This window comes from Trichocoleus sp. FACHB-46 (assembly GCF_014695385.1).
GTDB lineage: Bacteria > Cyanobacteriota > Cyanobacteriia > FACHB-46 > FACHB-46 > Trichocoleus.
The window spans coordinates 1-20395 of record NZ_JACJOD010000064.1 but is presented as its reverse complement, the minus strand read 5'-3'; the positions used below and the strand labels follow the sequence as shown (position 1 = coordinate 20395).

Sequence of the window (20395 nt, the reverse complement as noted above, 5' to 3'; positions counted from 1 at the left end):
TCTCCCAAAATTGGCCAAAAAGCTTATGCGATCGGCGATCCCAAGGGTTTAGAGAGAAGCCTCAGCGATGGCATTGTCAGCCGTATCGACGGCAGTGGCCTGATTCAATTTACCGCAACTGCGAGCTTTGGAAGTTCTGGTGGACCTCTGTTGAATGAGGATGGTCAAGTCATTGGAATTGTTTGAGGCGGCAATCCGGGCACCAATCTCAACTTTGCCATCCCCGCTGCTGCCATCAACAATCTGCCAGGACGGCGAGGACTTGTGGCTCAACAACGTCAACAAATTGGGCACTACACTCTGGCAAGAAATCTTCAGTTCAGACAAGGCAACTATCAGAAAATGTTGACGATCTTGAACGAGGGGATTCGCCGATATCCCAACAATGCGCTTCTCTACTCAAATCGAGGTGCCGCTAGAAGCTCTCTAGGAGATTACCAGGGCGCGAAAAGTGACTACACCCGCTCCATTCAGCTTCAGCCGTCCTCACTGGCGTACAGTAACCGAGCCAGGGTTTATGCCATCCTCAAGCAGCAGCAGGCCCTTGAAGATCTCACTGAAGCGATCACACTTAATCAGGGTTGGGGCAATATTGGAGCGGCGTTCTACGATCGCGGTGAGCTTCAAGTCAAACTCGGTAACACCAAGTCTGCCATCTCAGACTTCAAACAAGCCGCCAAGTTTTATCAACAGATTGGCAATTCAGAACGCTATCGTACTGCCCTCGATCGAATTATCTTGCTCAGCGTTCAATAGCAGGCGATTGCCCTACTTAAGCACAAGACTATTGAATTCCAGGTGAACTGACATGGTTGCCCAAAGCGACATTTACACGCTGAATCTGCCCTGGGATGAACTCCCGTTGAACCTGCTTGAAGATGAACAGAAATTATACTTTCGAGAGCACGCCCAGATCAGCCGTCATACAACCGAAGAAGTGCTTTGGTCGAGTCAAACACCGGGTAGCCAACTGCTGCTCGCTGGAAAGGTGCGGTTGGTGCAAAGGAAAGGAACCTCAGCCTTGGAAACGGGAAAATCAGTTTTACTGAAGCCAGGAGACTGGTTTGGCGATGCGCTAGAACTGGCTGGGCAGTGGAAAGCGAGAGCCGTTAGTAAAGAAGTGGTCGTCGTATTTTGGCAGTCTGATCTCTGACGAGAAGCTGGCTCTCCACTGCTGCATGAGGTGTGGGCAGACCTGCGCTGGCGCTATCAACCGCTCGATCCACAACTGTCGCACCCAGCGTCGGGCTATCCCTATGTCTTTAGCCTCAACAGCGCCGCTGCCTGCCTGACAATGGTGACGCAACATCTACAAACTCCAATGCCGCTCAAGCAAGTGCAGCGGCAAATCCGAGGACAAACAGCTTAGAATTTGGCGGCAGGGGCTGAGACGATCGGGCTGCAGTTGCATCATATTCAAAAAGTTAGTTGGAGGTCAGGAGTATCGCATAGATAGCTGAGCCAATCTAACTCCTTTCCACATTTTTTGAGCGCGCTCGCAACTACATCCTTTGGCGCTACCAAGCAGCATCAGGCAAGCACTTCAACGGTATCTTAAGGCGCCGAAGCTGCAAATGGAGGGAGCGATCGGTTGATAGGCCTGTGAATCCATGACTGCAAATCGGTGAATGCCTGCCTGATGCATGTGTAATTGCAGGTCTAAATTAGGATCGAGAAGACGTGCCTGTAGTTTTTGAAGGAATGGCTTTCCCAGCCTTTGAGCCACAGCAATGGGGGGCATGGGGCAAGGGCCGATGGATTCAATAATTCGCAATTGATCAGATAAATCGGGGATATCTCGTATTGCTTGCTCTAAAACGGTACTATCGATCGCTGCACAATCTACCTTATTCTTGGCGACCCATTGAATTGAGCACTCATGAGAACCAGATGTCGCCGTCTGGCTAAAAAAAGCTCGTGAATATTGCTTTTGAAATAATCGATGCCAGAGTAGATGATAACCACTGTTAGAACCAAGATCGTTGTAACAAAAGGTTTTGCCTGCCAACTGCTCCAATGCCCTCACTTCGCTAGCCGCATTTACAATCACATCTGCAAAATAGACAGGCTGGTTTTGATAACGTTCAGCTTGCATCACCGGAGCGACTACTGCTTGTAACTGAGCAGGAGCAACTTGATAATGTCGAATAAAGGGGAGACCACAGATAAAAGCAATATCGAGTTGATCCTGGAGCAAAGCTGGATCAGCGAGTGGGTCATACTCAGCTTGCACTAGGCAGATCTCGATATCTAAACTTCGCTCTAAATAAGCAATCACTGCCTGGTAAAACCAAAATAAATTTGGAGCCAAATAAGAAACCGCTCTCAGGGGACTAGGCAACATACTGATTCCTTAAATATTTCTCTAATCGCTATAGCTGTCCTAAATTATGTGTGAGATTAGCGGGTTGTGAGAGGCACGCTCCTAGGGGCTGCCTCTCACAACCCATTTGGGATTGCTATAGACGTTTGGCATCGTCCTTGGGACAAGCGAGCCTTGAGGTCAATCTATCACTAAACACCGATAATCCTATCAACTTATCGGTGTTTAATCTTGCCATTTATTGAAGGGTTGTGGAATACTGAATCTAGAAATTACTATATTCCGACTGATTTACCGTAGATTTTGTTTCCAGAGTTAGTGTTTGCTACTGACTCTGCTTCAGTGTGGTGATTTGTAGTGTGAGAGAGTAACAATGCTTCGAGATATTCAAGGATTAGAAGTCACGACTCATTCGCTCGTGGCGATCGCAGCTATTAATGCCTTTATTAACCAAGCTCTACAGTATGGCCGAGAGGCAGAACTCGCCATTTTCGAAGCCTTGAGTGCCGATCCAACCTGCGCAATTGCCAATGCGTACGCTGCGGCTCACTACTTATCTCAAGAAAGCGCGATCGCACGACAACAAGCCATTCCTTATCTCCAAGCAGCCCAAACTTACAGTCAGTCAGCTACCGAGCGGGAGCAGCTTTGTATTCAGGCGATCGCAGCTTGGGCCAAAGGGGCTATTGATACAGCGATCGCGGTTCATGAAGCGATCGCTGAGCACTATCCCCAAGATTTAATCTCTGTACAACAGGGGCAATATCACTACTTTTATCGAGGCAACAAAGTTGGGTTGCTGAAAATTGCCGAGAAAGTTTTGCCAGTTCATCCAAACCAGCCAGATTTGCTTTCAATGCTCGCGTTTGGGTTGGAGCAATGCCATCAATTGCCGGAAGCAGAAGCGATCGCCCGCGAAGCCACTCGCCTGAAGTGGAACAATCCTTGGGCGCATCATGCCGTTGCTCATGTGATGGAAACACAAGGGCGAGCGGCGGATGGAATTGAGTGGATGGAGAAGTTTTCGGATACCTGGGAGCATTGTAATTCTATGCTCTACACCCATAATTGGTGGCATGTTGCGCTCTTCTATGGGCAATTGAGCGAGACTACTAAAGTTTTGTCCCTCTACGATCAGCATATTTGGGGCAAAGCTCGCCGAGATTCTCCTAAAGACCAGGTTGGAGCGATCGCCTTACTGCTGCGTCTAGAGTTCCAGTCAGTTCCTGTTGAAGAACGATGGGATAATTTAGTCCCCCATCTATTGACGCGTCTGCATGAGCACTCGCTGCCCTTCCAAGACCTTCACTACATTTATGCCTTAGCCAAAGCCAATCAAGCAGACTTGGTTCAAGAAATGTTCACTAGTATGACTGCTTATGCTCAAACGCTAGACTCTACAGCCCGCAGAATTTGGACCGTAATCACTCTTCCGGCAGCGCAGGGAATGATTGCCCATGCCAGAAATGATTGGGAAGGGGCGATCGCCTATCTTAAGCCTGTGTTGTCCAAATTGTGGGTTGTTGGGGGCAGTCATGCTCAGCAGCAACTATTTCATCAGCTTTATAAAGATGCAGTATTGCGGAGTGAGGCAGAGTCTAAAATGGCTGCTTTATCTTGGTCACCCTCATTAAGGATCAAAACTGCCTGACTAGACATGCTTGGCACTGCCCACCATTAAGCCAGTGATTTAAGTGAGGCGAAACTGTCAGCGCTGAGTCATACAAAATAAGGCTGAAACGCCTTCTGGCATCTTGATATTCATATCTAGCCCAACCTTCCGAGAAGTAAATACAGTAAGTCGATGGATTTGTCGTAGTTTCTATGATATTTTCGATAAAGTCGCAATACCCTATCGGAAAACCGTAGTAATCGAGTAGGAACTTGAATAGTCAAAATTACGCCCTAATGGGGCTGTCTTCTAGAGTCAAGTACGCGCTGCTAGCTCTATTGGAATTAGCCAGTCATCCCGCTAGCGCTCCTCCTCTCACAATCGGAGAAATTACTGGCAGACAGGCCATTCCCGATCGCTACCTCGAGCAAATTCTGACTAGTCTGCGCCGGGGGGGCATCGTTCAGAGCCAGCGGGGTTCTAGAGGCGGGTACACCCTCGCTCGTGAAGCTTGGCAAGTTACATTGCTGGAGATCGTCGTTTTAGTGGATGGCGATCGCAAAGAAACAGAATCTAATGAGACTCCAACGATAGAGCGAGACATCGTGCGCGAAATCTGGGAGCAGGCGAGCGGTCAAGCTCAAGCCGTCTTAGGCCGTTATACGCTGCAAAATCTAGTCCAAAAACGAGATGCGCGTAAACAGAAAAACCCAATGTACTATATCTAACTTTAATCTTTAATTCTGGCGGGCAATCCAGACTTCGTTCTGGCTACCGCCTCACTTGGCTCGTTCAGCAAGGTTAGAAACAAGCTTAGAGTGCTGATTAGCGTAGCTTCTTGAGTTCGCCCAACTCGGTGTACTGGGGTATCCAACCATCCACCGTAGTAAAGTAGCGGACAGCCTTAAACTCAAGTGAAGCGGTAGGACTAAACCAGTGCTCTACGCCAGCCGCAATTTGGACGTAGTCTCCTGGCTGCACTAGGAGCTGTACCTGTTGACCATCAAGCTCTATGAAGCTAAAAATTGCCTCTCCTGACAATAGGTAAAGCGCTTCTGGAGCCTTATGTGTATGGTATCGGTTGTAGGTGCTGATGCTGTGGAGTTGAGAGGAGCCAGGGTGAAACACTAGCAGGTCAGACCAGAGATAGCTAGTTTCTTGCTTCAGCGATTCAAGTTGGCGATCGCAGAGCTCCAAGATTTGGCGCTTTTCCAGATCTGGTAGAACATCCTCAGCTAGTAAATCGGCCCAGTGTTGCGGAGCTTCTAAGCTGTAGTGCTGGAGCTGAACATTAAAAAGAGCAAGTTCACGAACAATCTCACTAGAATTACCGCAAACTTTGCCGTTGCTTAGCTGTAGAATCGCCATTACAGAGGAATTAATTTACTTTCAAAAAGTATAAGCGACTTCAGATTGGGATACAATCATTTCCCCGTAGGCAAACCGGGGATTGTCAAGCTTTGGTAGCATTTAGCTGTATTCAGAAGTCTCTGCTTCCAAGTCTTTAAATAAGGCAGTACTCAAATAGCGCTCCCCAAAGCTCGGCTGCACCATCACAATCAACCGTTCAGCATTTTCTGGGCGCTGAGCCACTTGAATCGCTGCTGCCAAAATTGCTCCGGTAGAAATGCCAGACAGAATGCCTTCCTCGCGGGCCAATCTCCGGCTGTAAGCGATCGCAGCTTCATCAGAAACTTGCAGGACTTCATCAATCAGTTCTAGGCGCAAGACTGGGGGAATAAATCCTGCCCCGATTCCTTGAATCTTGTGCTCTCCGGGAGCACCACCTGTGAGAACTGCACTATTGACAGGTTCGACAGCGATCACTTGTAGCCCTGATTTGCGAGGCTTCAGCACTTCCGCGACGCCTGTAATGGTGCCACCCGTTCCGACCCCCGCCATGAAAATATCGACTTCCCCTTCTGTATCTGCCCAAATTTCTTCAGCCGTAGTTTCTCGATGAACCTGAGGATTAGCAGAATTGCGAAATTGCTGTGGCATAAAAGCGTCAGGCAGGCTAGCGACAATGGCTTCTGCTTTCGCAATCGCTCCTTGCATGCCCTCGGTGGCTGGGGTAAGTACCAGTTCGGCTCCATAGCCTTTCAGCATCAATTGCCGCTCCAAGCTCATCATTTCTGGCATGGTCAAGATCAAGCGATAGCCTTTAGCCGCAGCTACCATAGCCAAGGCAATGCCTGTATTGCCCGATGTAGGCTCTACCAAAACTGATTTGCCCGGATGAATCAGCCCTTCTGCTTCCGCCGCTTGAATCATGCCAATACCAATGCGGTCTTTGACAGAAGACGAGGGATTCAAACCTTCTAGTTTCACAGCAATTCGAGCCACACAACCTTCGGCTTGAGGAATGTGATTGAGCTGCACTAAAGGAGTCTGACCGATCAGGCAGGTAATATCACGAGCAATTTGCATGGATTCTGATAGACCTAGGGCTAGACGAGCAAATGCACCTTGAGCAGAAGTAACCGTAAACCTATCGGCTTACCGTACTTTAGGCAGGTAAAAGTAGTATAACAACTAAAGTTTTACTGAGCCCTGAAAAACACGGTAATCCTATCGAGTTTGCGTGATTAAGCCATCAGCATGTAAAATACCGTAAGTTTATCAAGATGCCGTAGTTTATATGCATAATCTCAACGAGGCCAGCGAGCAGCCTGACAAGCGACAAGACGCCACTCCAGAGGTGTTTTGGCAAACTGTCCAGGAAAAACTCAAAGGAATTACGCCCAAAAAGTTACGAGGCGGCTTTCTAGTTTTGATCGGATACCTGCTGTCTCCCCTCTGTTGGTGGAATGACTTGGTGTTTAACCTACCAGTTGCCTACTTCTTTGGTTATGTTTGCGGTCTGTTTTCTGGAAAGTTATTTACTCCTGGCTTAATCGCCGGATATTGGCTCTCCAATATTATTGGCATTCTATTGATGCAACTAGGCACAGCCGATATGCTCCAAGAGCAGCCAAAAGAGCAGAACTTAAAAAAAGAATTGTTGATGGGTATCGGTTCTTCAACAGTTTACACTCTAGTCATTTTGGCCCTGGTGCAACTGAAAATTTTAGATGTTCCAGCTATTTTTTCTGATCTGAAGTCGATTGACCTCAGTTCACTTTTACAACTAGTGACATTAAAAAGTTAACTGATAACTTTGATACCGTTCTGTATCGACTTGTCTGTATTGCCTTGAGAAATTGCAGCTGATTCAAGGCCAAGCACTAGCATCTACCAAAATTTTTGGCACCAAAAGCATTCTCTTCTCATTCGCTGACCAAGCTAGAAAACTGTTGCTGAGCGCTATGTTCATCACCTCAGCTATTTATGCAAAATGGCTATGTCTAACAGGCAGGCGTGATGAAGGCTAACAAGTAGGCCTGACACAGAAGACGTAGCTTTTGAAAAGCTTTTGTTTTTAACTATGTATCCTAAGGCCACAGTATGAATTACCCTCTACTATCATGCCTGAGTTTTTTTGTGGGAATTGTAGTGGGTTTAACTGGAATTGGAGGAGCTTCTCTGATTACCCCCATGCTGATCTTTGTCTTTCAGGTTCCAGCCTCTATTGCAGTCAGTTCTGATGTGGTTGCTGCAACTTTAATGAAAGTTACCGGAGGCGTTCGGCACTGGCAGCAACAAACCCTGGATGCAACAGTTGTAAAATGGTTGGCGATCGGAAGTGTGCCTGGTGCCTTAACAGGGGTTGGTATCCTGCACTGGCTGAGGCATATCGGGGAATTCAATTTAGACGCTATTTTGCTGCGGTTGATTGGGGTAGCCATTCTGATGGTTACTGTAGCGGCACTCGTGCAACTGTTACTGTTGACCTTTGTACCTAGCTTAAAGTACCCTTCTTTACCCAAGATCGATTTAGAAACAACCTTAGGACGAGCCGCGGCGATCGCGATCGGAGCCATCTTGGGTTGTGTGGTGGGTCTAACCAGTGTCTCCTCCGGCTCCATGTTTGCCCTAGCACTGATTGCCTTCTTCCGCTTAGATGCTCGCAAGCTGGTTGGCACTGATTTAGCTCAAGCAGCCATTCTCTTAAGCTTTACTGCTTTAGGACACCTCACCCTAGGGACAGTTGACTGGAGCTTGGTAATCCCGATATGGATAGGATCATTACCAGGCGTTTTAGTAGGGACTAAACTTTGCCAACTCGCGCCACAACGAGCCCTGCGGTTTGTTGTGTACATGGTTTTAGTCATGGTGAGTTGGAAGCTAGCCCATCAGGTCTAAAGCATCCTCAGGTTTAGTTGTTCATCTTAGAATCTATCTTTTTAGCTTTCATGTCTTCTCAAAGAGCTTTATCATCTAACTTTGGCAAACTTCTGCAAACTTTTGGTCGTTTTGTTCAACTGTGGTTGAGCACTCATTGGCGATCGCTCCTACTACTTTTTCTAGGAGTCTTTTTGCCATTACAACTTGCTATCCTTTTGGCGGGAAAGATTCAACTGCAAGAAGGTGGCCTACCTTGGGATGTCTCTATTTTGCTGGCGATTCATTCTACAGCACAAGCCAACTTGGACTCGCTGGCTCTGACCTTAACTCAGTTTGGCACGCGCTGGGGAGTGTTTCCCGTCTCTACAGCGCTGGTGATGGCAATGTTTTTCTTGAAGCGCTGGCGATCGCTGATTTATCTCCTGATCACATTACCAGGAGCCATGCTGATTAACCGTACTGCCAAGGAGCTACTGCATCGAGTACGCCCCCACCTATGGGACTCTACTTTTCCCCCAGAACCAGAATTCGCTTTCCCCAGCGGTCATGCGATGGCTAGTATGGCTTTTGTAGCATCCTTAGTTGTTTTAACTTGGGGCAGTCGTTGGTGTGGTTGGGTGACTACCTTGGGCAGTTTATTTGTCGTGGCAATCGCTTGGACACGGTTGTACTTAGGGGTTCACTATCCGAGCGATATTGTGGCGGGGTGGATGGTTTCCATTGCTTGGGCGATCGCCGTCAGTTTAGTCGTCAAGCCTCACTTAGCCAAGTTGAACCCAGAAACTTTAAGTCCTGAAAACAACGAAGTGTCAGCGACACAGGAGTAAGTTGCCACTCGTTATTCGACGATCACACTACCCAATGATTCTAGCGGAATTGTAAACACATAATAGATGACTCCAGCCCCCAAGATGACGATCACCAGGGTAGACAAAATCACCCAGCGGTCTGGGGGCGCATAAGTATCTTCTTCAATATCTCGGCGCACAGTGAAGTAATGCTGAGCTGAAAGCAACACCATCAAAAGCCCTGCCGCAGAGAAGGCTAAACCTAGCTTCCAACCGTTACCAGGCGGTTGGGGAGCGAGTGGTGGACGCAGAATTCGCAAACGTACAATTAGCACACCGAAACCCATCAAGGCGATCGCACTTCGCATCCAAGCTAGGTAAGTGCGCTCGTTGGCTAGGTGATCCCGGACTCGATTAGGATTAAGCCGTCTTGGTGGTTCGGCATCTCCTTCTGTTTTAGTGGATTTAAATAGTTGCATCGATAGCGTCTCCCTGAACTCAATTCGCAGTAATAGATCGGCGTCCCTTACTATAGAACATTTGACTGAACGCCCAGCAAGTTAATGTGTTGGTTTAAGACACAATTCTTGTACTGGGCGTTCAGGTCAGCAGTTTAGCTTAGCTAGTATGCCATCAAGGTTTAGTCTTCAATCGGAGCATTAGGAGCGGTGGCTTCAATATCTGCTAGAGACAGATTTGGAATGGACCAACCAGGTTCGCTAGCTGTAAACACTTTGGCCGGAGAAACATTAAACTCAAGCACACCACTGTTTGGATTGCTCTTAGCGATCAATTGAGTACCATCTACAATCTTGAAGGCGATCGGCTCTGCTAACTCTTCCGCTTGAGCGTTAGGAGTTAAAGCGACCTGAGCCCCGCTAGGAAGATAAACGCCGCTGCATTTCCAATCATCATCTGTGACCTGACCATTACCTAAAAAGTAAAGTTGCGGTGTAGGAGATTTCTTGGGTTTGCTAGCATAAACAGCGATCGTTCTTCCCGTTTCATTACGGCACTGAGCCTGTTCTTTTGCTGTCTCTAAAACATACTTTTGAAATTGCAAATCAGCCAGTTTCTGCTGAACTTCCTCACCCCTGTAACCTGCTTGATTGGGAGAGTTCTTTGCTTGCAAGAGTTCATCTAAGGCTTGAGTCACCTCAGCATAGTCAGATCCCTTAGTGAAGTTAGGGTCTGCCCAAGCCGGAGGAGCGATCGCTAAACTGACTAACAAAGCCAAAGCTAAAAGCGCAAGTCTGAAAAATTTCATGATGATCTCCTTAGTTTGAAATTAAACTGTTTTCCAGCAGCTACATGCTGCTTTAGATGGAAAATCTATGGGATTGGATGGGTTGGAACAGATGATAGCTACGGGGAGGAAAACGCTGGCAATAGACGGTAAGTCCCACTATCAACCAAGATGTAAAGCCCTAATCCAATCAAAATAAAGGGTACGATTGCCTGACCATAGGCCGTGAGCAGGCGGGCTACGGCTGGCTGTCGAGTTAAGCGCTCAGCGATGTAACACCAAACACCAACCAAGACAAAAAAGACGCTCAGGATAACCGCTAAACTGGCTGGATCGCTACTCGCCAACAACGGTACATAAATCCCGATATTGTCTCCCCCATTTGCCAATGTCACAGCAGCGACATGGTAGACCTGAGGCACAAGCAAACCTAAGTAACTAGGCACTCCTGAGGCAACTGCTTTCTCTAAACTCAACTCATCTGTGACCGTCTGGACTTGAGTTCCATTTTGTTTTCGGTTCAGCCAATGACTGATGCCAATCACAATAGGTACGAAACCCAGGCAACCAATCCAAGCTTTAGGGATGACGAGACCGCCTAGAAAACCGGGAAGACAGGCAATCATCAACGTCGTGAATCCTAAATATTGACCCCATATGATATGTTTGGGGCGGAAATTAGCGTTCACCTGAGAAAAGAAGAGCATCAGGATCACAATGTCATCAATATTGGTAGCGGCAAAGGCAGTAACCCCGGTAATCACGGCTCGTCCAAACCAGTTCATGATGCTCCTGCGGCAAGGCTACTACTTGTGCTCAATTGGGGAGTGCGCCTGCGGCATCGGGACAGCCTGAGCTGTGCATTCAGCAATACTAGACGAGTATTGCATGGCATTCCGACTCAGTGTTGTGACGAAGAGAACACCCATTACTAAAGCCAGCACCGCCAAGCCTCGGTTTTCTAAGGTGCGACTGTCTACTAGAATCAATGCTCCCAACCCAACTAAAACAAAAGGAACTAGTTGGTTTCCATATCGAGTCAGGGCATCTGCGATCGCAGGCACCTGAGTTAGACGGTAAGCCAGGTAGCACCATGCCCCTACCAAGGTGAAGAATACACCTAAAATAGCTAACAAGCTTTCCCAACTACTACTAGCAAACAGAGGCATATAGATGCCCACATTGTCGCCGCCATTCGCAAAGGTGACTGCCGCCACACTATAGGTCTGGGGAGAGAGAAAACTAGTTAGCCAAGACTTCTCGGTGGGCTGGGTGATTTCCTCATCCGCTTCATCTGCCTCATCTTGACTGAACCAGCGGCTAAGACCGATCGCGATCGGCACGAGACCCAGCAGACCCACCCAATCACGAGGGAATAAGAAGCTACCAAAGAAACCCGGTAAGCTGGCTAAAACTAAAACTCCAAACCCTAGGTATTGCCCTGCTACGATGTGCCGTCGTCGCAACACACTATCTACTTGGGAGAAGAACAGGAGCAAGATCAAAATATCATCAAGATTCGTAGCAGTGAAGGCAGTGAACCCAGTCGGCAATGCGGTCAGTAATTCATTCATCTTGATTAGCGCTTAATTGTCTTTACTACAGAGATAAGTTCAGAAATAAGTTTTGTGGAATCAGGGTTGTGCCCAGAAGAATTAAGTCTCATCCGTTAGGGAAGGAATAATTACAGGGCTAGGGACAGCAAACCTGGCATGCGTCTCTTCAATTCTCGATTTCATCGTTCGCACAATTTGAGGAGAGCGGAGTCTTTGCATGACAAACCAGCCGCAAGTCACGGTTAGATAGAGCAAGAATAGATAAGGAAAGGCATCGTAAGGAGCTTCGGGAACTGGGAAAATTTGGCTACCCGGAACACCGACGCTCCCCAGAACCGGGATCATCATGAAGCCAACGCCTAGAACTGAGAACATCACATCTCGCGGTCGAAGCTTTTGAATTTTATAGAGATATACGGGAGCAGCGATCGATATGAGAATGTATACCGTCAAGAACCCATAGGTACAAATAGCTCCTAGATAACCCATGCTGTCAAATAATTTGACATGGAAGAGGGATAGGCAGGCAGGAACCAAAAACATGACAAGCGCCGACATCGTAATGGCAATATGGGGCGTCTGGTTGGAGGAGTGAGTCTCACCTAGGGAAGCAGGGAACAAGCCATGACGGGACATGGTCAGGAACACTCTCGCGGCTGGGTTAATGCTACCTAGCACGCAAGTAAAGAAACTAAACAAGGCGCTAATTGCAATCAGTTCTCCCAAAAATCCCAAGCCAAGTTGTCTAGATAAATAGCCTAAAGGTTCTTCAGTCGTAGCTAGGGAAGCGGAAGTACCACTGAAGCCTAGTATCTCGATGTAACTCATGAGGGTGAAGAATAACCCAGCTAAGATGGCGCTGCCCATCACAGACTTAGGGATGGTCTTCAGCGGTCGCTTAGCTTCGTCTCCTAAAGAGGTGGCACTTTCAAATCCAGAAAATCCAAAGACTACCAGAACCAACCCCATCGCAATTCCACCTGGCTTCGCTCCTTGCAGCGTCAGTTGCGAGAAGTCGATCGCAAACCCTGCATGAGCCCAAATTAGAATACCTAAGAGGAGGATGAGAGCAATGGAAACTCCTTCTAGCCACAACATCGCCATTGCTGAAAGCTTAATATCTTTGTAAGCTGCATACCAGGCCACACCAGCGCCGATCGCTAATAAAGTCAGGCTGGAAGGATGAATGCCCAAATGACCCAGTAGCATAGTGCTGAAGTTGGCAAAGCCACACAACACTGACATACCAGTAAACAAATAGGCGAGAACCAAACTCCATCCGCAAATTACACCCGCCGTTGGGCCTAAACCCTTAGCAATGTAAGAATATAGCGAACCCGGAGAAGCGGAACGACTCGCAAACTGGTTGATGTTAATGCTGACAAACATCAACCCAACCATGCCAATCAGAAAACTCAACCAAGTTCCATTTCCCGCGATCGCGACAATCAAACCTAAGTTGGAGGCAGGGATGGTAGTGGGAGCAATGACCGCAACTGATTGGGCCAACACTTCACCGAAGGAGAGGCAATTTGGCTTTAAGCCGTGGGCACTCTGCTCAGATTGAAATTCACTAGTCATGGATGCAAATCCCCCAGTATGCAAATGTATCCTTGGAAGTTTGGTCGCTCCCGATGGGACCGGTGAGCTTTGCTTCAGCAAGGATGCATTGCCAAAAGCACTATGTTTACTCTAGTCAAGAAGACCCATAGAAGCTAATGTTCTTTTTTGTTGGTTTAATAAATAAAAGTAATCGACTCTAGATCGCTCATGTCTGCTCATCTGCTCCAATGCTTTGAGAGACTGCAAAATCCTAGCTGCTGTTGTGATCCCCTGGAACCAACAGCAGCAGAGGCATAGAGCTAAAGATGACAAACCCCGATGAACCCATCGCTTTTAAGGTATTTCTAGGAGTTTACTTTCCTTAACAACGTCTAGCAGGGAGCGTTAAAAGCCAACTATGACATTGGAGCAATTACGGATATTTTTGGCTGTGGCTGAGCAATTACACTTTACTCGCGCTGCTGAAGCACTTTTCATTACTCAACCAGCAGTCAGTGCCGCCGTCCAAAGCTTAGAAACAGAGTACAGTGTCAAACTCTTCCATCGCATTGGTCGGCGAGTGGAAATTACGGAAGCGGGCAAGCTGCTCCAGGAAGAAGCGCAAAAGATTCTGGAGCAAGTCGCTTTGACTGAGCGCGGTTTACGGGAATTGAATAACCTCCAACGGGGTGAGTTGAAACTAGGCTCAAGCTTGACGATTGGTAATTACTGGTTGCCAGGAAAAATTAGTCAATTTAAGCGTCAGTACCCAGGAATTAACGTCATTTGCACCCTTGCTAATGCAGAAGAGATCTGCGAAGGCACAGCCACCGGATTATTTGATTTAGGCATTGTCAGCGGTGAGGTGAAACCTGCGCTCAAAAGCTATTTAGCTGAGGAGGCTATTGGCAGCGATCGCCTGCAAGTAGTGGTAGGCAAATCCCACCCTTGGTTTGAGCGCACCAGAATCTCAGTTCGTGAACTCAACGAAACCACTTGGGTCATGCGAGAGCCTGGTTCGGGGGCTCAACAGATGTTTGAGCAAGCTCTACAGAGTTGGGGGATTGAGATCAGTGAACTAGATGTAGTTTTAGTTCTAAGCAGTAGCGAGATGGTCAAAGCGGTGGTGGAGAGCGGAGTAGGGGCCGCTGCGATCCCAGAACTCATGGTGAGAAAAGAGATCGAACTCTCTACCCTCCAAGCAGTACAGATCACCAATAGTCGCAAAGGTGCAGGCTCCATTCTGGAAATTATTCAACCCGTGCTGAAACTGAAACACCAACAGCGGTTTCAAACCCAAATTGCGATCGCTTTTGAGCAAATGTTAAAGGGTTAATCAGGATTTAAGCGTTGCTTACCCAGTTTAACCAGTTGCTTCAAATCGAGGAGTTTGGAGGAACCATCATCTCCCATAATCAGAGGGAGATTGCCATTCCATTTCTCGATCGCCTGCTTTTGTAATAACTCCGGGGTTAAACCCTCTCGCAGCAAGTTCTGGGCTTCTGCTTCTCCCTTGGCTAAATTCACCTTAGCTTTTGCTTCTCTGGCTGCCTTCAGAGCCACAAATTCTGCTCGTTTGGCTTCTTGCTCTGCCACTTGTTTAGCCTCCACCGCATTGCTAAACCGTTTAGAGAAATGTACATGCACCAGAGAGATGTCATCAACTGCAATGTGATAAGTGCCTAATCGCGTTGTCAGAGCCTGGTCCACTGCCGCTTTGACCTCTCCCCGTTTCGTAATTACTTCCTCGGCTGTGTACATTGCCACTACTGCTTTCAGCACCTCTTCGACGGCAGGGTTAATGATCGTCGTAACAACTGTCGCTTCATCCCCGATTTGTTGAAAAATTTTGTCCACCTCGTCAGGAATAATATGCCAGTTGAGGGCGACATCAGTATAAACATCTTGCAGATCCTTGGAAGAAGCTTCAGCAGAGATTTCCTGATTTTGCACCCTCACACTCAGCTTCTTGACGGTATTAACGCCAGGGACAATCAGATGAATTCCTTCTCCCAAGACTGGTTCTTGCACCCTGCCAAACTGCATCAACACCCCCCGCTCTCCTGCATTGACAATGACAAAGAAAGTAGAAAGCAAAGCTGCTAATAGAACAGCGATCAGAACTCTACTAGCAACATAAGCATCTTTATTTTTCTTGGTAGCTGGCTTAGCATTTTGAAGAGGGGGGGCAGATTCCAAGGTCATAGCGAGACAAAACTAGAGGCTGGACAAAGAGTAGTTGCAAGGGTAAGCCCATCAAGAGATTAGAAGCTATTCACAGCTATCTACTTAATTCAACGAATACTCTGGAAAAGTTTTCACTTGCTTAGGGATGATATGGACATCTTGGTGTCGTTCTAGGTTGAGTTTGTCAAAGTCTTGCCGCGCCAAGTAAGCCGTTACTCCCCGACCTGAAGGCAACATTAACTCCACCTGAACTTCCCAACCTAGGTGAACAATCCGCTCAATCTTGGCAGGCACTGTATCCTCGGTGGCATAGGAGCGAATCACCAAATCATGAGGCCGTAAAAAGACGCGATCGCCTTGTATCCCTTGGTTTCTCGGTAAGATGCCAGCATTTGCGGGGAGCACATTCACCGGACCAATGAAACTCATCACAAAAGGAGACGCTGGCGAATCATAAAGCTCCGCCGCGCTGCCAACTTGTTCAATCCGACCTTCGTTCATGACCACAATCTGATCAGCCACTTCCATCGCTTCTTCTTGGTCATGGGTGACAAATACCGTTGTTACATGGACCTCGTTATGCAGTTTCCGTAGCCAAGTCCGCAGTTCCTTACGAACTTTTGCATCAAGAGCCCCAAAAGGTTCATCTAAAAGCAAAACTTTGGGTTGAACTGCCAATGCCCGTGCTAGTGCCACCCGCTGCCGTTGACCACCAGACAGCTGTGAGGGATAGCGATCGCCCAACCCTCGTAATTGCACCAAGTTCAGTAGTTCCTCAACCCGATGACGAATTTGGCTAGGCTTAGCTTTACGAATTTCTAACGGGAAAGCAATGTTCTGCCGAATGGTTAGGTGCTTAAACAGCGCGTAATGCTGAAATACAAAACCAATTCCCCGGTCCTGGACTGAGCGGTAGGTGGCATTTTCGCCAGTCAAAAAGATTTCTCCAGAGTCAGGTTGCTCCAATCCAGCAATCATCCGTAGCAAAGTTGATTTACCAGACCCTGAAGGACCTAGAAGAGCAACTAAGGACCCTGTCTCAATATTCAAGCTCACATTATCGATCGCGTGAAAGGAGCCAAAATGCTTGTCAACGTTTTGAACAGAAATACCCACGACAACTCTCCCGAAACCCAATTTACAAAATACGGTTAGTCTATCGAGTTAACGTATTTTATACAAGCATAAGGCTACCTTTAGTTTTGGTAGCCAACCAAAAGGTAGAGCCACCGAACTCTGCCGCTAGACTCAACACCTAAGCTACCTAGAACCGTTTAAGAGTTATAAAACAATGAATTGTTAGGTTTTCCTGACATAAGCCGCTTATACAACTACGAGTTTCGTCATACTTCTTAGTCTGCCTAAAAACCTGAAATGACTCCTAAAATGCCTGAAAGGGTTCTTAATTCTGCGTTTCACCAAATCCCACTACAACTTCTTATAAAGTTACTTATCTATATAATTTCCTGTTGTTCTCAAAATTTCTAAAATAAATCTAAGGCCAGATTCGTTTCTGAGTCCGATAGGCAGCCTGAGAGGCCAGAATGATCACTAAATCAGCGGGATTTGCAGAGCCCTATTTGCCAAGCCCCTACAAAGATTTCTGGCTCCCCTAGCTTCTAATCCCCCTTAATCTCCGGTAAATTTCTGGGATAGAGGCAGCAATTCCCGGTAAATGGAGCGGCATTCTGGCCTTCTAAATGGGGGGTTTAGCATCTCCATTGACTTTGCTGAGAAGGCAGGAATACGCTTCTAAATAAGCACCCAAAGCAATTGTCCTTATCTCAAAAGAATATAGAGGTAAATATGATGACTGATTCTATGAATACTGAATTAACTGAGCTAAAAGTCTGTATCGAAGTTTGCACCGATTGCCACAACATGTGCCTAGAAGTCATGACTTACTGCTCAGATAGAAGCTGTAAGTACATTGATGTTTCGATGATGTCTATGCTTCGCGACTGTGCTGAGATGACAATGATGTGCATCAACATGATTGCCGATGGTTCTGAGTTTGCAGGTAGAACCTGCCAGCTTTGCGCCGAGATGTGCTTCAAGTGCGCGATCGCTTGTGACGAAATGCATGATGACAAAATGACAGAGTACGCTGCCATTTTCCGCAAGTGCGCTGAGCATTGCAAAGCGATCGGTCTGATGTCTGCTGCATACTTCCGCAGAGCTAATCTGGAAGTTGAAGCAGTATCCTAATTAGTTGTCTCTGAAAAATTTGTCTCGTGTCAACCATCGGCTCTTGGCAGCTGTTAGGAGTGTGGCCAGGAAAGAAAACTATAGCGCTTGGCGATCGGGTTCGGCGATCGCCAAGCAGTTGAGAGCAGTTTTCCAGTCTCAAATCAGCATCGTCTGTGCCTAATCTTGAACCTAGGCCGAACCTTTCAACCTACGATAGGTAATACGAATAGACCCTCAATTTGTGCTTCCCGCCCTGGAGACCACAGGGGATAGTAAGTAGCTAGCCAGAATTGAACTCAAAATGCTTCAGCGTATGTCCGCCGCTAATGTCAATCCACTCACATCCGTTAAGAATGGTGAGAGAAGGGGCAAGTAAAGTTACATCTGTGTCCGTTGTAGCCGTCAACTCATTGATAGCTACAACGGACACAGCCACGCCATCAAGCAGCAATGATTACGTCTTTACGTCAATGGCATGGGCTTTGCGTGCTTCGCACACGCTACGCGAACGTGCCATCGGACGAGTCGAAGGAATCTATCATACTACTGTGATTTACTGAGCCAAATAAGTGGGACGACTACTTAGTACGGAAGGGGTCGGCGATCGCTCGGAGAGTCACGCGACAGAGGTGTGGCAAGAAGGCGTTAGGTATGGCGCAAAAATAAACTGTATCTGTCGTGTTGTGGGGTAAAAATCGCCGTCTAAGGTGCAGCATCGGTACAACATCCACAGATTGTGAGAGGTGATAAAGAGTGCCCGATGTGATGAATTGCTACTGTCGGTTCCGGCGTTGCTGAATTGTGATGCTAGATTTGGCATTAAGTCAGGAGCAAGAGAATCAAATTCAACAGTTGATGCAAGACCATTTTCCAGAGGACTGGGAGATTGATAGTGCCTTGTGGACTCGACGAGCAGTACAACAACTGATTGAGCACGTGTGCGATGTGCAAATGCCGATTCGCACTGTGGGAGAATATCTCAAGTGGTGGGGATATACGCCACAGAAACCCTTGAAACGGGCCTATGAACAAGACCCAGAAGCGGTAGAGAAGTGGTTGGAGCAGATCTATCCTGAAATTGAGCAACGGGCACAAGCGGAGAGAGCCGAAATCACTGGGCGAAACGCCTGAAATTCATTCGAGCCAGAAGAAGCGGGTGCGCGCAAGCTGACAGAAACCGTCTTTTTGACCTTCCTCCAGCGCTTAGTGGCCAAGCGCGACCGCAAGTTCAGAAATATTTCGAGCATCCATTCATCGCTTATGCAGCAAACAAAATGCAACCTCAATCATTGCCGAGTTAATAGACCTCTTCAAAAATACGAAAAGTGGGCAGGTCAAGCTGCTAAAGCCCTGATTTCAGACATACTGCACCCGTAAACGGACTAAACCACAGACACAACCAATCGCGGTCTCATACATCCGTGAACGCATCCGAAACTCTTCTTTGGCAATCCAGAAAATTTTAATCACTCGAATCACCTGTTCCACAAACGCTCGCTTTTGAATCACGTAGCGATTAAACTCCTTTTGCCCCTGGGTTAACTCTCCCTTCAGTGGCTTCTTATACGGTGTGGTGGTATTGCGACGACCGACATAGGCTCTGTCCCCGATGAACGAGAGGTGGTTCGGCAATTCGTCTTGCGTTTGCTCAAACAGCTTGCTATCACTACGGAGCCCCTGCTCTCCTAAGACGACATCGATGAGGTCCGCACCCTTCGGGAGGACAATCGCCTGGTTTTTACGGGTATGTTCCTTCTGTTTTCCTGAGTAATACTCTTCCTGCTCCTGATTATCAGTGGGTCGGGGAATCCCCTGCTCCCAACTATCGACCAGCAAAGCCCCCTCTGGCAGTTCGGCTAAACACTGCTCTAGCTCTGCGCGTTCGACACTAGGACATTCTTGCTGCCATTGTTCGAGCAAACTGGTAGGTAGGTGCTCACGGATCTGAGGCAACATCTCATGGATGTAGTTCCAGACCGTCGCCTCGGCACAACCAAGGGTGACAGCAATCGCTTGCAGGGTCCAGTGTTGCCGCAGATAAATCAGGGTCACCAACAACCGACCTAGGACGGCGACATCCTTTTTACGTCCTCCACCCGCCTGTCGTTTTCGTCCAGGTCGTTGAGCCTGCCTCAGGCGCTCAGCCTGTTCAGCTTCCGTCATCCGCTGCCACAGTTCCCAAAGCGCTTTTGCTCCGAGCCCTACCATCCGTTTACCTAGTTGAGGATGGGTGTTGAATAGATGCAACAGACGGTTGAAGAAGGACTGCTTCATGATTCGTTCTGACAACACTGCTCTCTCTATTTTGGCTGGTTGCTTTATTTTTGAAGAAGTCTAATAGATCCCGAAGCTGTAGCAAAAAGAATATGTTTATACCTTCCTCTCTACAGGGATGCTTTGGAAGTGCGATCGCTCGCCTCTATGAGAGCAGCTTGAGTATTCAGATTTGGAGTGCGACGCCTCAGTTGCTGCCATCAATTGTGAATCTTGATTTTGAGCTTTGAATTTAAAGAAGGCAATGACTACCTGCATATCCTTCGTATTAATCGGTAGACCAAAATAGAATCTCTAGTGGATAGACCCGTGGGCAGGGTCAAAAATTAATGCAATCTATAGAGCCGATTTGACATCTTTATAATGGTGAATAAAGGCACCTACAATCCTCTAGTTTAGTCGCCATGGCATATTCGAGCACTCTGACTGATGCAGAATGGGAAATCCTTG

25 protein-coding genes are annotated in these 20395 nt (G+C 47.5%); 12 read left to right on the top strand and 13 right to left on the bottom strand.

What is annotated here, in order from left to right:
* From H6F72_RS26265 to H6F72_RS26250, 4 genes are all read left to right on the top strand, one after another.
* Positions 1-186 (top strand): serine protease (locus H6F72_RS26265; RefSeq protein ID WP_190442448.1); only part of this gene is annotated, 186 nt, incomplete at its 5' end.
* A gap of 78 nt (positions 187-264) precedes the next feature.
* A complete protein-coding gene (locus H6F72_RS26260; RefSeq protein ID WP_190442447.1) occupies positions 265-756 on the top strand; it encodes a tetratricopeptide repeat protein in 492 nt (163 codons plus the stop codon).
* Positions 757-808: 52 nt separating this feature from the next.
* On the top strand, positions 809-1153 hold the full coding sequence (locus tag H6F72_RS26255; protein ID WP_190442446.1) for a hypothetical protein: 345 nt from the start codon (positions 809-811) through the stop codon (positions 1151-1153).
* 30 nt (positions 1154-1183) lie between these two features.
* Complete coding sequence (locus tag H6F72_RS26250; RefSeq protein ID WP_190442445.1) at positions 1184-1369, top strand: hypothetical protein; 186 nt, start codon at positions 1184-1186, stop codon at positions 1367-1369.
* Positions 1370-1543: 174 nt separating this feature from the next.
* Here the strand turns inward: H6F72_RS26250 and H6F72_RS26245 are convergent, their stop codons facing one another.
* Positions 1544-2344, bottom strand: coding sequence for a phosphate/phosphite/phosphonate ABC transporter substrate-binding protein (locus H6F72_RS26245; protein WP_190442443.1), 801 nt, complete (start codon positions 2342-2344; stop codon positions 1544-1546).
* Positions 2345-2696: 352 nt separating this feature from the next.
* Here H6F72_RS26245 and H6F72_RS26240 point away from each other — a divergent pair, with 352 nt between their 5' ends.
* Both H6F72_RS26240 and H6F72_RS26235 read left to right on the top strand, forming a co-directional pair.
* Positions 2697-3974 (top strand): tetratricopeptide repeat protein, encoded by a 1278-nt coding sequence (locus H6F72_RS26240; RefSeq protein WP_190442441.1) that lies wholly within the window; start codon positions 2697-2699, stop codon positions 3972-3974.
* 233 nt (positions 3975-4207) lie between these two features.
* Positions 4208-4663 carry an Rrf2 family transcriptional regulator gene (locus H6F72_RS26235; protein ID WP_242017149.1) on the top strand — a complete coding sequence of 152 codons (456 nt, stop codon included), beginning with the start codon at positions 4208-4210 and terminating at the stop codon, positions 4661-4663.
* A 97-nt stretch (positions 4664-4760) separates the two neighbouring features.
* Here H6F72_RS26235 and H6F72_RS26230 read toward each other — a convergent pair whose 3' ends face one another.
* Entirely contained in the window at positions 4761-5303 is a 543-nt protein-coding gene (locus tag H6F72_RS26230; RefSeq protein ID WP_190442438.1) for a cupin domain-containing protein, read from the bottom strand.
* Positions 5304-5405: 102 nt separating this feature from the next.
* A complete protein-coding gene (gene cysK, locus H6F72_RS26225) occupies positions 5406-6365 on the bottom strand; it encodes a cysteine synthase A (protein WP_190442437.1) in 960 nt (319 codons plus the stop codon).
* A 211-nt stretch (positions 6366-6576) separates the two neighbouring features.
* Between cysK and H6F72_RS26220 the strand changes: the two genes are divergently transcribed.
* The 3 genes from H6F72_RS26220 (at position 6577) to H6F72_RS26210 (ending at position 8989) form a co-directional block, all read left to right on the top strand.
* Positions 6577-7086 (top strand): hypothetical protein, encoded by a 510-nt coding sequence (locus H6F72_RS26220; protein ID WP_242017148.1) that lies wholly within the window; start codon positions 6577-6579, stop codon positions 7084-7086.
* Positions 7087-7418: 332 nt separating this feature from the next.
* On the top strand, positions 7419-8180 hold the full coding sequence (locus tag H6F72_RS26215; RefSeq protein WP_370527566.1) for a sulfite exporter TauE/SafE family protein: 762 nt from the start codon (positions 7419-7421) through the stop codon (positions 8178-8180).
* A 50-nt stretch (positions 8181-8230) separates the two neighbouring features.
* Entirely contained in the window at positions 8231-8989 is a 759-nt protein-coding gene (locus H6F72_RS26210) for a phosphatase PAP2 family protein (protein WP_190442435.1), read from the top strand.
* Between the two features lie 11 nt (positions 8990-9000).
* On the opposite strand, the gene H6F72_RS26205 is transcribed toward H6F72_RS26210, so the two are convergent.
* The 5 genes from H6F72_RS26205 to H6F72_RS26185 all read right to left on the bottom strand — a co-directional run bounded on the left by H6F72_RS26205 (position 9001) and on the right by H6F72_RS26185 (position 13333).
* Complete coding sequence (locus tag H6F72_RS26205; RefSeq protein WP_190442434.1) at positions 9001-9429, bottom strand: YidH family protein; 429 nt, start codon at positions 9427-9429, stop codon at positions 9001-9003.
* A 161-nt stretch (positions 9430-9590) separates the two neighbouring features.
* Positions 9591-10217, bottom strand: coding sequence for a hypothetical protein (locus H6F72_RS26200; protein WP_190442433.1), 627 nt, complete (start codon positions 10215-10217; stop codon positions 9591-9593).
* 98 nt (positions 10218-10315) lie between these two features.
* On the bottom strand, positions 10316-10981 hold the full coding sequence (locus H6F72_RS26195; RefSeq protein ID WP_190442431.1) for a cadmium resistance transporter: 666 nt from the start codon (positions 10979-10981) through the stop codon (positions 10316-10318).
* Positions 10982-11002: 21 nt separating this feature from the next.
* On the bottom strand, positions 11003-11770 hold the full coding sequence (locus tag H6F72_RS26190) for a cadmium resistance transporter (protein ID WP_190442429.1): 768 nt from the start codon (positions 11768-11770) through the stop codon (positions 11003-11005).
* Between the two features lie 81 nt (positions 11771-11851).
* Positions 11852-13333 (bottom strand): APC family permease, encoded by a 1482-nt coding sequence (locus H6F72_RS26185; RefSeq protein WP_190442427.1) that lies wholly within the window; start codon positions 13331-13333, stop codon positions 11852-11854.
* Positions 13334-13712: 379 nt separating this feature from the next.
* Between H6F72_RS26185 and H6F72_RS26180 the strand changes: the two genes are divergently transcribed.
* Positions 13713-14630 (top strand): LysR substrate-binding domain-containing protein, encoded by a 918-nt coding sequence (locus tag H6F72_RS26180; RefSeq protein WP_190442425.1) that lies wholly within the window; start codon positions 13713-13715, stop codon positions 14628-14630.
* On the opposite strand, the gene H6F72_RS26175 is transcribed toward H6F72_RS26180, so the two are convergent.
* Both H6F72_RS26175 and H6F72_RS26170 read right to left on the bottom strand, forming a co-directional pair.
* Entirely contained in the window at positions 14627-15499 is an 873-nt protein-coding gene (locus H6F72_RS26175) for a prohibitin family protein (RefSeq protein WP_190442423.1), read from the bottom strand. The genes H6F72_RS26180 and H6F72_RS26175 overlap by 4 nt on opposite strands.
* Before the next feature lie 84 nt (positions 15500-15583).
* Positions 15584-16597, bottom strand: a complete 1014-nt coding sequence (locus tag H6F72_RS26170) for a sulfate/molybdate ABC transporter ATP-binding protein (RefSeq protein ID WP_190442420.1) — start codon at positions 16595-16597, stop codon at positions 15584-15586.
* Between the two features lie 690 nt (positions 16598-17287).
* Here H6F72_RS26170 and H6F72_RS26165 point away from each other — a divergent pair.
* Positions 17288-17689, top strand: coding sequence for a four-helix bundle copper-binding protein (locus H6F72_RS26165; protein WP_190442418.1), 402 nt, complete (start codon positions 17288-17290; stop codon positions 17687-17689).
* A 262-nt stretch (positions 17690-17951) separates the two neighbouring features.
* Here H6F72_RS26165 and H6F72_RS26160 read toward each other — a convergent pair whose 3' ends face one another.
* Positions 17952-18107, bottom strand: a complete 156-nt coding sequence (locus tag H6F72_RS26160; protein ID WP_206755467.1) for a hypothetical protein — start codon at positions 18105-18107, stop codon at positions 17952-17954.
* 142 nt (positions 18108-18249) lie between these two features.
* Complete coding sequence (locus tag H6F72_RS26155) at positions 18250-18387, bottom strand: hypothetical protein (protein WP_190442414.1); 138 nt, start codon at positions 18385-18387, stop codon at positions 18250-18252.
* Between the two features lie 88 nt (positions 18388-18475).
* Here H6F72_RS26155 and H6F72_RS26150 point away from each other — a divergent pair, with 88 nt between their 5' ends.
* Positions 18476-18802 (top strand): winged helix-turn-helix domain-containing protein, encoded by a 327-nt coding sequence (locus H6F72_RS26150; RefSeq protein WP_190442411.1) that lies wholly within the window; start codon positions 18476-18478, stop codon positions 18800-18802.
* Positions 18803-19027: 225 nt separating this feature from the next.
* Here H6F72_RS26150 and H6F72_RS26145 read toward each other — a convergent pair whose 3' ends face one another.
* The gene (locus tag H6F72_RS26145) at positions 19028-19945 is read right to left on the bottom strand and encodes a transposase family protein (protein ID WP_190442408.1); all 918 of its coding nucleotides are present in this window, start codon (positions 19943-19945) and stop codon (positions 19028-19030) included.
* Positions 19946-20395 lie beyond the last annotated feature (450 nt).